The 15,336-nt window shown below is 43.8% G+C and carries 12 protein-coding genes and 1 pseudogene; 11 read left to right on the top strand and 2 right to left on the bottom strand.

Annotated features, from left to right (window positions below):
* The first annotated feature begins 41 nt into the window (after positions 1-41).
* A complete protein-coding gene (locus HGO41_RS07350; protein WP_250980906.1) occupies positions 42-1,310 on the top strand; it encodes a tyrosine-type recombinase/integrase in 1,269 nt (422 codons plus the stop codon).
* A 57-nt stretch (positions 1,311-1,367) separates the two neighbouring features.
* Here the strand turns inward: HGO41_RS07350 and HGO41_RS07355 are convergent.
* Positions 1,368-1,956, bottom strand: a pseudogene (locus tag HGO41_RS07355) (IS3 family transposase); the annotation flags it as partial.
* A gap of 225 nt (positions 1,957-2,181) precedes the next feature.
* Here HGO41_RS07355 and HGO41_RS07360 point away from each other — a divergent pair.
* From HGO41_RS07360 to HGO41_RS07405, 10 genes are all read left to right on the top strand, one after another.
* Complete coding sequence (locus HGO41_RS07360; protein WP_250980907.1) at positions 2,182-2,898, top strand: GntR family transcriptional regulator; 717 nt, start codon at positions 2,182-2,184, stop codon at positions 2,896-2,898.
* Positions 2,899-3,073: 175 nt separating this feature from the next.
* Positions 3,074-4,048, top strand: a complete 975-nt coding sequence (gene fraB / locus HGO41_RS07365) for a 6-phosphofructose-aspartate deglycase (RefSeq protein WP_250980908.1) — start codon at positions 3,074-3,076, stop codon at positions 4,046-4,048.
* Between the two features lie 63 nt (positions 4,049-4,111).
* Positions 4,112-4,960, top strand: a complete 849-nt coding sequence (locus tag HGO41_RS07370) for a fructoselysine 6-kinase (protein ID WP_250980909.1) — start codon at positions 4,112-4,114, stop codon at positions 4,958-4,960.
* A 52-nt stretch (positions 4,961-5,012) separates the two neighbouring features.
* Positions 5,013-6,332 (top strand): anaerobic C4-dicarboxylate transporter family protein, encoded by a 1,320-nt coding sequence (locus HGO41_RS07375; RefSeq protein WP_250980910.1) that lies wholly within the window; start codon positions 5,013-5,015, stop codon positions 6,330-6,332.
* 84 nt (positions 6,333-6,416) lie between these two features.
* Positions 6,417-7,430, top strand: coding sequence for a fructose-asparagine asparaginase (gene fraE, locus HGO41_RS07380; RefSeq protein WP_502947378.1), 1,014 nt, complete (start codon positions 6,417-6,419; stop codon positions 7,428-7,430).
* Between the two features lie 235 nt (positions 7,431-7,665).
* Positions 7,666-8,709: an alcohol dehydrogenase catalytic domain-containing protein gene (locus HGO41_RS07385; protein ID WP_250980912.1), complete on the top strand. Its 1,044-nt coding sequence runs from the start codon at positions 7,666-7,668 to the stop codon at positions 8,707-8,709.
* 640 nt (positions 8,710-9,349) lie between these two features.
* Positions 9,350-10,339: a DMT family transporter gene (locus HGO41_RS07390; protein WP_250980913.1), complete on the top strand. Its 990-nt coding sequence runs from the start codon at positions 9,350-9,352 to the stop codon at positions 10,337-10,339.
* A gap of 580 nt (positions 10,340-10,919) precedes the next feature.
* Positions 10,920-11,699 (top strand): MetQ/NlpA family ABC transporter substrate-binding protein, encoded by a 780-nt coding sequence (locus HGO41_RS07395; protein WP_502947379.1) that lies wholly within the window; start codon positions 10,920-10,922, stop codon positions 11,697-11,699.
* A 13-nt stretch (positions 11,700-11,712) separates the two neighbouring features.
* Positions 11,713-12,840: a methionine ABC transporter ATP-binding protein gene (locus tag HGO41_RS07400; RefSeq protein ID WP_250980915.1), complete on the top strand. Its 1,128-nt coding sequence runs from the start codon at positions 11,713-11,715 to the stop codon at positions 12,838-12,840.
* Complete coding sequence (locus HGO41_RS07405) at positions 12,821-13,477, top strand: methionine ABC transporter permease (RefSeq protein ID WP_250980916.1); 657 nt, start codon at positions 12,821-12,823, stop codon at positions 13,475-13,477. Before HGO41_RS07400 ends, HGO41_RS07405 begins: the two co-directional genes overlap by 20 nt.
* 969 nt (positions 13,478-14,446) lie before the next feature.
* Here the strand turns inward: HGO41_RS07405 and HGO41_RS07410 are convergent.
* On the bottom strand, positions 14,447-15,289 hold the full coding sequence (locus HGO41_RS07410; RefSeq protein ID WP_250980917.1) for a PfkB family carbohydrate kinase: 843 nt from the start codon (positions 15,287-15,289) through the stop codon (positions 14,447-14,449).
* Positions 15,290-15,336 lie beyond the last annotated feature (47 nt).

Consider the following 15,336-nt stretch of genomic DNA (forward strand, 5'->3'; position numbering starts at 1 on the left):
GATTTGGGGTCAAGTTGGTTCGATGACGGAGTGACCCCCAAATGTCTCTTAACGACTCAAAAATCCGCAACTTAAAACCATCCGTAAAACCCTTCAAAATTTCCGATTCTCATGGTCTGTACCTTTTGATTAATCCAGGCGGTTCACGTCTCTGGTATCTCAAATATCGTATCAATAGAAAAGAATCACGCCTCAGCTTAGGTGCCTACCCTGATGTGTCTCTGTCCGACGCTCGTCAGCGACGTGATGGTATCCGTAAATTACTGGCGCAGAATATCAATCCAGCACAACAGCGCTCTACTGAAAGAACCACTTCCTCACCAGAAAAAACCTTCAAGACCGTGGCATTGAGCTGGCATAAAAGTAACAGAGCCTGGTCAGCAAACCATGCCGCCCGTCTGCTTGCCAGCATGAACAATCATATCTTCCCAATAATTGGGCACCTATCGGTCACAGAACTGAAAACCCGACATTTCATCGACCTGCTGAAAGGTATTGAAGAAAAAGGTCTGTTGGAAGTAGCAGCTCGTACCCGGCAGCATATGTGTAACATCATGCGTCATGCTGTGCATCGAGAATTGATAGAGAATAATCCGGCAGCAAATCTGGACGGTATTATCGCCCCTCCCGTTAAACGCCACTACCCTGCACTTCCGCTGGAGCGGTTGCCAGAACTTTTGACTCGGATTCAGAACTACAACCAAGGGCGAGAATTAACCCGCCTTGCAGTATCACTTACCCTGCACCTGTTCATCCGTTCCAGCGAACTGCGCTTTGCCCGTTGGTCTGAGATCGATTTCAGAAACAAAATCTGGACCATCCCTGCCACTCGCGAGGCCATCCCCGGAGTCCGCTATTCCGGACGCGGTGCGAAAATGTGTACACCTCATATCGTTCCCCTCTCCAGTCAGTCCATGACAATTCTGAAACAGATACAGGAAATATCCGGGCATCAGGAACTGATATTCCCCGGTGACCATAATCCGAATAAGCCAATGTGCGAAAACACTGTCAACAAGGCTCTACGTCTGATGGGCTATGACACAAAGGGTGAAATCTGCGGCCACGGATTCAGGGCACTAGCCTGTAGTGCCCTAATGGAATCTGGTTTGTGGGCTCAGGACGCTGTTGAACGTCAGATGAGCCATCAGGAACGTAACAGTGTCCGTGCAGCTTACATCCACAAAGCACAATATCTGGATGCCCGTAAAGCGATGATGCAATGGTGGTCAAATTATCTTGATATATGCCTAGAAGAATACGTCCCGCCTTATGTCTTGAGTTACGAAAACTCACAAAAGACAGTCTGACTCATTAGGCATAACCAATCATAAAGATAAGCCGTGTTAGTGTAGTCCCTCCGGTTTTTAGTACCACCGCCAATGAGGATCTCCGGCCAGTTTTTCCCTCGCATAGATAACAGGTGGTATATCACCCAGTGAGCTATGCGGGCGTTCTTCGTTATATTCTGTGCGCCAGTCTTCTGTTAGCACGCGGACTTCTGACAGTGTTCTGAACAGATACATATCAAGTATTTCTGTTCGTAGTGTTTTATTAAATCGCTCAATAAATCCGTTCTGCATCGGCTTACCGGGCTGAATAAAATCGAGTATCACGCCGTGCATCTCTGCCCATTCGCCTAAGGCGGCGGCAGTGAATTCTGGCCCATTATCACTTCGGATAAAAGCCGGATAGCCTCGTTCTGCACTTAACCGCTCCAGAATGCGCACAACACGATGAGCCGGTATTCAAGTCAACTTCAATCGCCAGTGCTTCCCGGTTAAAATCATCAACTACGTTAAATAACCTGAATCGTCGCCCGTCGCTCAAGGCATCACTCATAAAATCGACTGACCAACAGTGGTTCATTTTATGTGGAATAACCAACGGCTGTGGGTACCTGTTGGGTAAGCGTTTTTTTCCTTTACGCCGAAAGTTGAGTTTTAACAATCGATAACCAGAGAACTCCATTACGCGGTAAGACTAAATTCAGGGGGGACTACATACATATCAGTGCGTTATTATCATGCAGAAATCCTTTTTCCAACTGAGGTAAGGTTTGTTGCTAAGGTCATTATTACATACGATGCGAATGATTTTTCTTCATCCATAGTAAGAATCTATTTAATTATGGTTATAATACATGGCATTACACATCGACAATACAAATGGATACATAATATGGAACGCCCTGACAGCAAAAGCGCGAAACCACTCTATAAACAGCTTGAAGCTTCGTTGAAAGATGCCATCTTGCGGGGTGAGTATAAACCAGGTCAGCAGATTCCAACGGAAAATGAATTGAGTGCTCAATTACAGGTAAGTCGAGTAACTGTACGTAAGGCACTAGATGCGTTGACACGTGAAAACCTCCTGACTCGTGTTTCAGGGAAAGGAACATTCGTCACTAGGGAAAAATTTCAGCGTAGCATGAGTAGCATCATAAGTTTCAGCGAGTTATGCAAGTTACAGGGGAGGATTCCCGGATCACGAACTATCAAGTCTGTTTTTGAATCGATAGATGAAGAGGCCAAATCCTTACTTAGCATGGGAGAGAATGAGAAAGCTGTGGTAATCGAAAGAATACGCTTCGCAGACAATATCCCGGTTTCTCTGGAAACTATCCAACTCCCTCCACGCTTCGCTTTTTTGTTAGAAGAGGATCTCAACAATCATTCATTGTATGAGTGTCTGCGTGAAAAATACGGTCTCTGGTTTACTCATTCCAATAAAAAGATCGAGATGGTCTACGCCAGTTTTGAAGTCGCACATTACCTTGGAATTAGTGAGCATTATCCATTAATTTTAATCAGGAGCGAAATGATTGATAATAAAGGAGAATTATCCTGTTTATCCAAACAACTCATTGTAGGTGACAAGATTTGCTTCACGGTGTAATCCTTTAGGCAGCAGCATTGCTACAGGCTAAAACGGGATCCATATCATGGATCCCGTTTTTTTTGTCCCACACCGATTAAATGTATCCTAATGTCATATAAAAAATGTAATATGTTTAGAGTCATTCGTGGCGGTAACATTCGCCACTATCATCGGTAAGAACAGAGGGAAGCAGATGAGTATTAAAGAGATTGTTAGCGATATTGTGGCCAGCCAGGCGGAAAAAGGGGGAGTCAAGTACGTTTACTACGTGGCCTGTGGTGGCTCCTATGCAGCGTTCTATCCTGCAAAGGCTTTTTTAGAAAAAGAGGCAACCGCGCTAACCGTTGGTCTGTATAACAGCGGTGAATTTATCAGTAACCCACCCGTAGCGCTGGGTGAAAACGCTGTTGTAATCGTCGCTTCACATAAAGGCAACACTCCGGAGACGATTAAGGCAGCAGAAATTGCCCGTCAACATGGTGCCCCTGTCATTGGGTTAACCTGGGTCATGGATTCACCTTTAGTCGTACATTGTGATTTCGTAGAGAGTTATACCTTCGGCGATGGCAAAGATGTTGCTGGAGAGAAAACGATGAAATGTTTGTTGAGCGCGGTTGAACTTCTTCAGCACACGGAAGGTTATGCTCATTATGACGACTTTATGGACGGAGTCAGCAAGATTAATCGTATTGTGTGGCGCGCTTGCGAACATGTGGCTGAACGTGCAAATGCATTCGCTCAGGAATTTAAGGACGATAAGGTTATCTATACTGTCGCAAGTGGCGCAGGATATGGCGCTGCCTATTTGCAGAGCATTTGCATTTTTATGGAAATGCAGTGGATTCATTCGGCTTGTATTCATAGCGGTGAGTTTTTCCATGGGCCATTCGAAATTACTGATGCAAATACACCATTCTTCTTCCAGTATTCAGAAGGCAGTACACGGTTGGTTGATGAGCGCGCTCTAAACTTTCTGAAAAAGTACGGCCAAAGAATTGAGGTTGTGGATGCGAAGGAGTTAGGTTTGTCTACCATCAGCACCACAGTTATTGATTATTTTAACCATTCACTTTTTAACAACGTCTACCCAGTCTACAACCGCGCGTTGGCAGAGGCTCGTCAGCACCCGTTAACCACGCGTCGTTATATGTGGAAGGTAGAATATTAATTCTTAGAGGATTTAATAACAACAGGGACGTTTTTTTTACATCATGTTGAGTTAGGAAACATTATGGAAATAAGCGTAATAGGTATTGGTGATAATGTCGTCGACAAATATCTTCACTCAGGAATCATGTATCCGGGAGGCAATGCATTAAACTTTTCTGTTTATGCAAAACTAGCGGGTGTGCCAAGTGCTTTCATGGGGGCATTCGGGAATGATGAAGCTGCGAGACATATACAAAATGTATTGCGAGAATTAGATATAGATATGACACACTGCCGTCATTATGATGGTGAAAATGGATATGCATGTATTCGTCTGAATAATGGTGATCGTGAGTTTGTTAGTAGTAATAAAAATGGGGTTTTGCGTGAAAATCCTTTAGTGCTGTCTCAGGATGATCTTCATTTCATTGCAAATTTTAGTTTAGTGCATTCCAGTATTAATGGTCATCTGGAATCAGAATTGGAGAAAATCAAACACCAACATAACCTGATATCATTTGATTTTTCTGGGCGAGGGACAAACTCATATTTTCAGGATGTATGCCCTTGGGTTGATTATGGATTTATTTCATGCGGCGATTTATCCCCAGATCAAATAAAAGAAAAAATAGCCTTACTTTATCAGTATGGTTGTCGACATATTATTGCTACCCGTGGTCATAAGAGCGTGTATTATTTTTCTAAGGATGGCTACCTTGAATGGTGTCCTGAATATATTGAGCCTATAGATACATTAGGTGCTGGCGATGCTTTTTTAACCGGCTTTATGCTCTCAATTATTCAAACAGGCATAGCTGAGCCTGACAACGAAAAAGTGATGCGTGCAATGCGCGATGGCGGAAAATCTGCTGCAAATGTATTGTCGCAATATGGTGCGTTTGGTTTCGGTAAACCTTATTCCGCTTGTTGACGCAGCTCAGTTAACTTGCCCGCAACATTGACTCCGATTAGAAGGAGGAAGTATGTTTTGGACGCAATTGTGTTTTATTCTTTTTGCTCTGATGGTTGGTGCCAGGATCGGTGGCGTATTTCTAGGCCTGATAGGTGGTTTTGGCGTTGGTGTGATGGTTTTTGTATTTGGCCTCACTCCTGCAACACCATCATATGACGTTATTTTAATTATTCTCTCCGTTGTATTAGCTGCTTCATCATTACAGGCTGCAGGCGGTCTGGATCTTATGGTTAAGCTGGCAGAAAAAATCCTGCGACGTCATCCACGTTATATCACTCTGCTTGCACCTTTTGTTTGTTATATCTTCACCTTTGTATCCGGGACAGGGCATGTTGTATACAGTTTATTGCCGGTTATTTCTGAAGTTGCTCGCGATTCAGGCGTCCGCCCAGAGCGACCATTATCTATCTCAGTTATAGCGTCACAACAGGCGATAACTGCCAGTCCCATTTCAGCAGCGATGGCGGGGATGATTGGCCTGATGGCGCCATTAGGCATATCCATTTTCACCATAATGATAATTTGCGTGCCAGCAACATTAATTGGCGTTGCGATAGGTGCGATGTCTAACTTTAATAAAGGCAAAGAGTTAAAAGACGATCCAGAGTACCAGCGTCGACTGGTAGAAGGTTTAATTCAACCTGTTCAGAAAGAAAGCAAGAAAACAGTAATCACTACACGTGCTACGCTTTCTGTCGTACTGTTTCTAATGAGTGCGATTGTGATTGTATTATTAGGAATAATTCCGTCTCTACGTCCGATGGTAGAAACAGCAAAGGGATTGCAACCGCTTTCTATGTCTACAGCAATCGAGATAACTATGCTCTCCTTTGCCTGCCTGATCGTGTTGATATGTCGCCCAAAGGTGGATCAAATTCTAGGTGGTACCGTCTTCCGTGCGGGTGCGCTAGCGGTTGTCTGCTCATGGGGTCTTGTCTGGATGAGTGAAACCTTCATTAGTGGAAATATTGTCATGATCAAAGCAGGAGTTCAGGCGTTACTCTTACAGCAAACTTGGCTGATTGCTATCATGATGTTCTTTGTTTATGCAATGGTTTGCAGTCAGGCTGCAACAACCTTAATTCTGATACCACTGGGACTGGCGTTGGGTTTACCTGCCTATGTACTTATTGGCTCGTGGCCTGCGGTAAATGGCTATTTCTTTTTTCCTATTGCGGCGCAGTGTCTTGCTGCATTGGCTTTTGATGACACAGGAACAACACGTATTGGAAAATATGTTCTTAACCACAGTTTTATGAGACCAGGGTTAGTGAACGTTATTGTTTCCGTTGTTGTTGGTCTTATCTTAGGTAAAATAGCTCTAGGTTGATTTATAAATAATTTTAAATCACTACTTCAAATAACATAAAGTCAGGGTGTGGAAATGAATATCAAAATATTCATCGTTGCGGCAATGATTTTAATCAGTCAAAGTGTATTCAGTGCCTCCAGCAGGCCTCATATTGTTATTCTGGCTACAGGTGGGACCATTGCGGGTACGGCGGAAAGTAATACGCAAACAACAGGCTATAAGTCAGGGGCGATTGGCGTTCAGACGTTAATTAATGCGGTGACAGAAATAAATACTATTGCCCGCATTGATGGTCAGCAAATTTCAAATATCGGCAGTGAAAACATGACCAGCGATATTATTCTAAAACTCTCTCAACAGGTGAATGCGTTGTTGGCAAGTAATGATGTTGATGGTGTTGTTATTACTCATGGAACCGATACGCTTGATGAAACTGCCTACTTTCTAAATCTTACAGTTAAGAGCGATAAACCCGTCGTTTTTACCGCAGCGATGAGACCCGCCACAGCGATTAGCGCCGACGGTCCGATGAACCTACTGGAGGCCGTCACGGTTGCTGCCGATCCCAATGCCAAGGGACGTGGCGTCATGGTGGTTTTAAATGACCGTATAGGCTCGGCAAGATTTATAACCAAAACAAACTCTACCACTATGGACACCTTTAAAGCTCCCGAGGAGGGATATCTGGGAATAATTGTCGGCGGCAAACCTCAATTTGAAAACCGTGTTGAAAAAACGCATACCCTGCGCTCTGTTTTTGATGTACGGAACCTTAAAAAATTGCCTACCGTGGTGATAATTTATGGTTATCAGGATGACCCAGAATATATGTTTGACGCAGCGATTTCACATCATGTTGACGGGATCGTCTATGCGGGAACAGGCGCGGGTTCAGTTTCTGTGAGAAGCGAAGCTGGTATTAAGAAGGCAGAGAAAGCCGGAATTATTGTTGTGCGCGCATCCCGAACGGGCAATGGAATCGTGTCATCTGATAAAGAGCTACCGGGATTAGTATCTAATTCATTAAATCCGGCTAAGGCTAGGATATTACTGATGACAGCGCTGTCGCAGAACAAAAAACCAGTGTTAATACAAAACTATTTCAATACCTACTAATGTAGGTTAGATACCTTCCCGATTTTTTGAAGCGTGGGTGTAATAATCAGTTAAATTTATCAGCCATCAGAACCTCTGTTATTGATTTTTTAACTATTCACGTTTCAAAAATGTCTAACCATTCGACAACTAGGTTTTAGCAGTGGATAGTCAGCACCCGGTAACCATTAGTCATTAATGTGGAAGGTTGAGTATTAATGACACTGTTCGAAACAATAATCGAAGGATGAAATGTATGAAAGCAATTAAGTTATATGGTAAAGAAGACATTCGTATAGTTGAAATTCCGACACCAAAAATTTCTGGAAAAGAGATTCTACTTAAAGTCGAGGCAGCAGGGATTTGCGGGACTGACATAAAAAACTGGAAGCATGGGCATAAATATTTTGATGCCGAACATCCAGTAACAATGGGGCATGAAGTCTCTGGAAAAATAACAAAAGTAGGTAAGGAGGTCCCTTTTTATAAAGAAGGGATGAGAGTTGCAATTGCTCCAAATATTGGATGTGGAATTTGTGACATTTGTGTTAGCGGAAACACTCATATGTGTGTTGATTCTCATAAGGCCTTTGGTATTAATATTGATGGGGCCTTTGCTGAATACATGGTAATTACTGAAGATGCAATTGCTCAAGGGAATCTTGTTGTGATCCCTGATACTGTTTCTCCAGAAGACGCTGCAATGAATGAACCTCTCTCATGTGCTTATAATGGCGTGGCAAAATGTAATGTAAAAGCAGGAGATATTGCTATTGTTATTGGAGCAGGTCCAATAGGATTAATGATAGCAATGCTTTTAAAAATGCTAGGTGCCTCTAAAGTTATTTTAAACGACATTTCAGAGGATCGTTTAAGAGAAGGGGAGAAATTAGTTCCCGGCGTGTTGACATACTGCGGTGATAATTTATATGATTTTGTAATGAAACATACCGATGGGAAAGGTGTTGATATTGCATTGACGGCGACTCCAGTAGCGCAGGTACAAAATGAAGTATTGCGACTTATGAATTATTTTGGACGAATAAACTACTTTGGTTTAACACCTGCAGATAAACAACCAGTTCCCGTAGATACAAACTTGATTCATTCTAAAGAACTGAGTGTAGTAGGCACTACTAAGTCTTCTATTTCACAATTCCGTAAAACTTTAGAATTTGTTTCCTCCGGCCTGCTTCCAGTCAATAGTGTCGTGACGCATGAATATTCGATTGATAATGGATTAGAGGCGTTTGAGAATGCCTGGCGCGGAAAAGGCCTAAAACACATTATACGCTTTTAATAACGGAGAGAAATTTCAGTAAAAAATATTGAAACAGATAATGGTTGTTCCATTATTCGTTTGTATATTAAAAGGGATAAGCAGAGTAAGCAATTGGTCTTACTCTGCTTTTAATTACAGACCAATCGTGTGGTATATGCACTAATAACTATCGGTATACTTTCTTAAGAAACTTGCCATAACTAATTATCCTGACCACAAATATTACCCTGTCTTAATTACGAATAGTTGAATTCACTATATTTGCTAGGCCTTGATTTTATGTCAAGCATTTTCTTGTCGTAAATAATAATGAATACGTCTTTTTTCTAATAGCCTTGTTGAAGCAACGTGTAAGCATCCCTGTAAACCCTTGCCCGACTCGATCGTAATCAAGGCGCCATTTAGATTTTGTGTTTCACTGGCTATTACCAATCGAACATTGTTTTTAATAGAAGATGAATTCCATGAAAAAAAAAGATAAAACGCTGACACCACCTGAGTCTGGCGCGGATTAGAACACGACGCTGTACTCAATCTCGCCGACAAGGGTCGTATTCATATCGCTGTTTATCAAGGCGCTGGAGTGTTTATCGATCCCACAACCAGACCTGCGGTTAGGAAACCGCTAAAGCGATAGAGTTAACTGGGAGAAGAACGCATGAATATCTTTAAGAAGACCTCGTCAGCACCGAAAGTGCAATACCCATTGACGTTGGTAAATATGAGCAAGGTCACTCTTGGTATACTGCTCGCTCTTACAGTATATTTTTTCTATACAGTCGGCGACTCGATGGTAAAGTTTGTCGGCTATCGCGCTAGCGTTTTCGAGATTGGACTATTCGTCTCGATCTTCTCGCTGCTACCCGGTATATTGGCAAAACCCCAAAGCGAGACTTGGGGAGTGGCAATCAGTCTGGTCAATCCTTGTTATAGCCATCTCATTGGCGTACTTCGTGCTATCTCTGCTACCGCAGGGACCTATGCGTTTATTTCAATCCCATTGTCTGAAGCATATTCTATTATCTTCCTGACTCCCGTATTCATCACGTTACTCTCGGTGGTCGCCCTCAAAGAGAAGGTGACGTCGACACGCTGGTTACTGATGTTCATAAGCTTTGCGTCTGTCGTGATCGTTGTTCGACCAGGCTTCCAGGAACTGGACTGGGGGCATCTTAGCGCGTTACTTGGCGCGATTTGCTCATCATCAGCGACGACATTGACGCGGACCGTTGCAAGGACGGAGCGACGGCTCGCCCTGTTCCTTTTGCCGGGCTTATACACAGCTGGGCTCAACATGATCATACTCATAATCGTTGGCTTCACATGGCCGGATGTGCGAGATCTGCTGCTCCTATTAGCGGGAGGATTGCTCAACGGATTTGCTTACATCATGCTAATAACCGCATTGACGCCCTCACCTGCCAGCCGGATCGCGCCGATCCAGTATAGTCAGATGGTGTGGGGTCTGATTTTTGGAGCATTGTTTTTCAATGAAGTGCCGGACACTATCACGTTTATCGGCATCGGAGCACTCATTTTTGCAGGCGTCGCCAATGTCGTTGCTGATGGCGCACAGGCGTGCATTGCGTCGCGCTGGGCGGAGTACCGCGCGCGACGCCTGGGTGACCCTCCGCCGCCAAACAACTGACAGCCGTTTTATGTGTCATAACCTAATAGCCTCACGTTAACGCCGATACTCTACTTTGTAAGTAAGCTGGGGCGGCTATGGGCCTTCGGAGAGGCAAGCCTCTCCCAAACGATTGTCGCAAATGTAGTGCTGGTTTTTGGGTCCCACCAGCTATGAAACCACACAGTGACATTTCGGTTAAGTAATCTAATTTTAGTTCACGATTACCTACTGAAGACTAAATTGGCGTGCAAGGAGTTACTTCCATTTCAAACTAATCATTGACAGGGCTCGATGCTCGGATGCTCAACTTTAACTTTTGAAGTAATTTTCTCGGAACCATTCCGATGAGTAATCATAATATTTTTTGAAGAAAAATAATATTTCTAGGAAAATCAAATCCAACTCTAGAATAAATGTATTTTAATATGTTATTAATGGAAAAGCATTATTGTATAAATCATAACGAAGGCGCATGAAAGCAGATATACTCTCACTGCCAGTCGTTGCAAAAATCTATTTTTCAACCTTGATAAAAACATTAGGGACTTACTTTATGTATATACACCTAGCTTCAGTTAAGAATAGAATTTCTTTAACCATGGTAGCATGGTTATTTTTCACAATATTATTTCCCTTATCCCAGTCTGAGGCTGCAGATAAAAACGTTATTAAGGTGGGCATCATGGGCGGTGAGGGAGAGGACGTGTGGCGAGAAGTGATAAAACAGGCGGAAGCAAAAGGGTTGACAGTAAAAACTGTGGTGTTTAATGACTATAACCAGCCGAACGAAGCGTTACAGAACGACGAAATTGATGCTAATGCATTCCAGCACCAGCCGTTCCTTGACAACCAAATTAAAGTGAACCACTACAATATCGTACGTGTTGGTGATATGGCAGTGTGGCCTATTGGTCTTTACTCACAGAAAGTAAATACGACGGAGAAGCTTAGAGACGGCGCAGTCATTGGCGTGCCAAATGATCCCTCTAACGAAGCGCGAGCACTGATTCTACTTCAACAACAGGGATTAATAAAACTTAAACAGGCCGCAGGCATTAATGCTACCACCGCTGATATCATTGAAAATACACATCACCTGCAAATCAAAGAATTGGATTCAGGCATCATTGGCCGTTCTGTCCCGGACCTGGATGCGGCGGTGGTGAATACCGATTGGGCATTAAAAAGTGGTTTGACACCAGCCGATCGTATTGCTCAAGAACAGGTCAAAGATAATCCTTACATCAACTTCATCGCAGTGAAGAAAGAAAACGCAGGTGCCCCTTGGGTTAAAATACTTGTGGCGTCGTATCAGAATGATGCGGTAACAAATGTGTTTGATAAGGTTTATAAAGGCACAGGTCAAACAGCGTGGTAAGGACAAGTTAAAGATGACATTATTCTCAAATTCTGACTTGCCCTATCATGCAGTCACACGTGGTGTCGTGGAAAGCGATCAAGACAGCGAATACATTGCGCGGGAAAATCGTTGCGTCGTGCAATTACAAGCTGTCTCCCGAAGTTTTGGAAAAACTCAAGCGTTGCACGAGGTGTCTTTGAGTGTACATAAAGGCGAAATCCTCGGCATCATCGGGCGAAGCGGTGCTGGTAAGTCTACTTTGATCCGCTGTCTCAACGGGCTGGAACAACCTGATGAAGGAGTCATTGAAATAGAAGGCCGGAACATTACCGGTCTGTCGGAAAAACAGTTGCAAGCGGTTCGCAGCCGCGTTGGTATGGTGTTTCAGCACTTCAATTTGCTTTCAGCAAAAACCGTTGCACAAAATGTGGCGCTGCCGTTGAAGATTGCGGGCATAGGTAAAGCACAGCGTGAACAGCGTGTTAGAGAGCTACTTGAAATTGTCGGGCTGGCGGATAAGGAGTTTAGTTATCCAGCGGCTTTGTCAGGTGGGCAGAAACAGCGGGTCGGTATTGCACGTGCTCTGGCTGCAAGTCCAGCACTATTATTGTGCGATGAAGCCACCTCAGCCCTCGATCCCGAAACCACACGTTCGATTTTGTCGCTGCTCAAATCCCTTAATCAAAAATTCGGTATTACCATTTTGCTGATCACCCACGAGATGGAGGTGATCAAATCAATGGCGCATCGTGTGGCGGTAATCAATGCAGGGGAGATAATTGAGCAGGGCCCGGTGTGGCAGGTGTTTGCGCATCCACAGTCGGATTTAACACGTGTGTTACTGCGCGGTTTACTGCCACAACTGCCGGAATCAATAGCGGGAAAATTGACCAAGTTAAAACAAGGTGAGGCCATATATTGCGTACATTTTGTCAGTGAAGATGCACAAGGTGATTTGCTTGTTAATTTCTCTGCAACATTGCCTGGTAAATTCCGCTTGATACAAGGTGGTGTTGATCATATCCAGCACTATGCAGTGGTGCGTTTCTTTATTGCTGTTTTCGCCGCAAACGAAACAGATGAGCAACAAGTTCTCAAATGGCTGCATTTGCAGCAGGCACAGGTGGAGTTGGTCGGTTATGTCGCCAGTAATGATTGATTTACTTCTTAATGCACTGTGGGAAACCATTCTGATGACAACAGTTTCCGGCCTGTTTTCATTGGTTGCAGGCTTACCACTGGGTTTGATTCTTGTTATGACCAGCCAGGGTGGCATCTCAGAACATAGCGGTATTAATCGGGTACTTGGCCTGATTATCAATGTTTTTCGTTCGCTGCCTTTTATCATTTTACTGGTTGCGATGATTCCCTTAACTCGTTTTTTGGTCGGTACATCACTTGGCACCTGGGCCGCTATTGTGCCATTGTCGATTACCGCCACTCCATACTTTGCGCGTGTGGCTGAGGTATCACTGCGCGATGTTGATCACGGACTTATTGATGCAGTACGGGCAATGGGTGCAAGCAAGTTGCGCATCGTCTGGGATGTTTTGATCCCGGAGGCGTTGCCAGGCATTCTCTCCGGCTTTGTTGTTACGTTGGTGGCACTGATTGGCGCTTCAGCCATGGCGGGGGCAATTGGGGCAGGAGGATTGGGAGATTTGGCTATTCGCTATGGTTACCAGCGTTTTGACACCTTGGTAATGATAGCGGTGATTGCTGTGTTAATTATACTGGTGTGCGGTATCCAGTGGCTGGGTGATCTACTGGTGCAGCGTATTGATAAACGTCATTGAATAAGTATGCGTGAATCTCTGTATTTGTTTAAACTGCAACCACATAATGGTTAACTTAGAATGGCGGATAGGTGCAGCCAGATTCCGCCATTCATTTCAAAAGAGGATCCACCTATTTCTCACACCTCTTCGTCTTCATCGCCCGCGAGCCCCTTACGGGCCCCATCAATTGAACTGGAAACAGCCGCGATTGAAATGCGATAAAAGCGCCGGATTGTTTATAGTTGGCAATAATAACATGCTACCTGGGCTTCAGGCGTTGAGCAAAACGTGGATATTATGAGATAATCCAAGAAGCTTAGTATCCGGGGACAATTACCCCCTTTCTCTTTAGGAAGGGTCGCGTCTAGAGCGCTACCTCCCACTGTTCCTATCTGCCGGTGACGGTTCATAAAATTCTCAACTAGGTGCCCTTTGTCATAGGCTATAAAATAAAGCACAACACTTATTCCTGTTACACCTACATTAACGACCACTGATTAAATATATAAAATTTGTTGTTAATTAACACAGTGCGCATGCGTTTTTTTCAAAATGCAGTAACTTATTATTAAATAGAACGACACCAATTATTGCCATATTGACTATCTAATTATTAGTTCGTGAATAAAAATTATTAAGATCAGAATTAATTCCTTATTTTAATAATTCACACAAGAAGAAGTGCTGTTATTTATTTCACGATACCGCTTAGTGTTAGCATTACTACTTCCAGAAACCACAAAAACAACATTTTACTACAAAAAATAATCCATGCAGTACTAAATAAGTAAGGAGATAATTGGCAACATCTAATTTTTTGTTCTTTACAGGAAAAACAGATTTGAACTAAAGGTGGTCATATTACACCCAGTAGGACCGCTGCTCAGCGATTCTACTGGGAATAGATGGAGAGGACTTCAAACACCACATTGTATGTGGTGTGTATGGCCAATTTTGAATGATGATGGCCTGAGGGACGAGATATCTCTATTTTGCCGGATGAGGATGTCCAAAACCGCCCGGCCATTCACATGCTTTTGCTGCTGAAGCTGAAGCATGAGCCAGAGCTGAATCCAGCGATGCCCCCTTAATATGCGCGGCGAGAAAACCTGCGATAAAAGCATCGCCGGCGCCCATTGTATCAACAAGGTTTGCCTTCACAATTTCTTGTCTTGTTATACGTCCAGCTTCACTGTAAACAGCTCCTCGTTCGCCCTGCGTAACGCAAACAGCTGGTGCACCTAAGGCATGCATCTCGTGTATGAATATTTCCGTTTCTTCATCTGACAAATCAGAACCGGAAAAGAAGGCAAGCGTGACAAGTGGGCAGACCGCAGAAAGATATTCAAGGTCTCGTCCGGTAGAGAAGTCAAAGGAAACCTCTTTCGCAACAGCGCGTATACGGGGCAGCTCAGATTCTATATAGCTGAAACACGACGAATGCACGTGACCGAGTCGGGAAATCAGAGCGATATCGTCTTCGTCCATGCGAAGCATCAGTCGCTTACGCACCCCCCCCTTGTTTGATCCAATGAAAACACGATCACCATCAACAATGTTAACCTTGGCTTTGCCTGTCTCACCTTTTGCCTGACGCAAATGTGCATCTGACAAACCTTCAGCGATGAGACAAGAGTGAACATGGGAACCCTCTTCGTCATCACCAATAAGACCTATATAGGCAACATCCTCAAGGCCAAAACGACGTGCGAGAACGGCAACATTCAACGCGTTGCCTCCTGGGTAGTATATTTTCTGGTCAACGTAGAGATCCACCACGTTGTCACCTATGCTGACAAGCCCAGCCTGATAGGGAATATTATTGGCCATAGTGAGGTTTTCCAAACATAACTAAACAACGGTGGGAGGCGATCCGA

The sequence above is a fragment of the Rahnella sp. CG8 genome, assembly GCF_023701875.1.
Lineage (GTDB): Bacteria > Pseudomonadota > Gammaproteobacteria > Enterobacterales > Enterobacteriaceae > Rahnella > Rahnella aceris.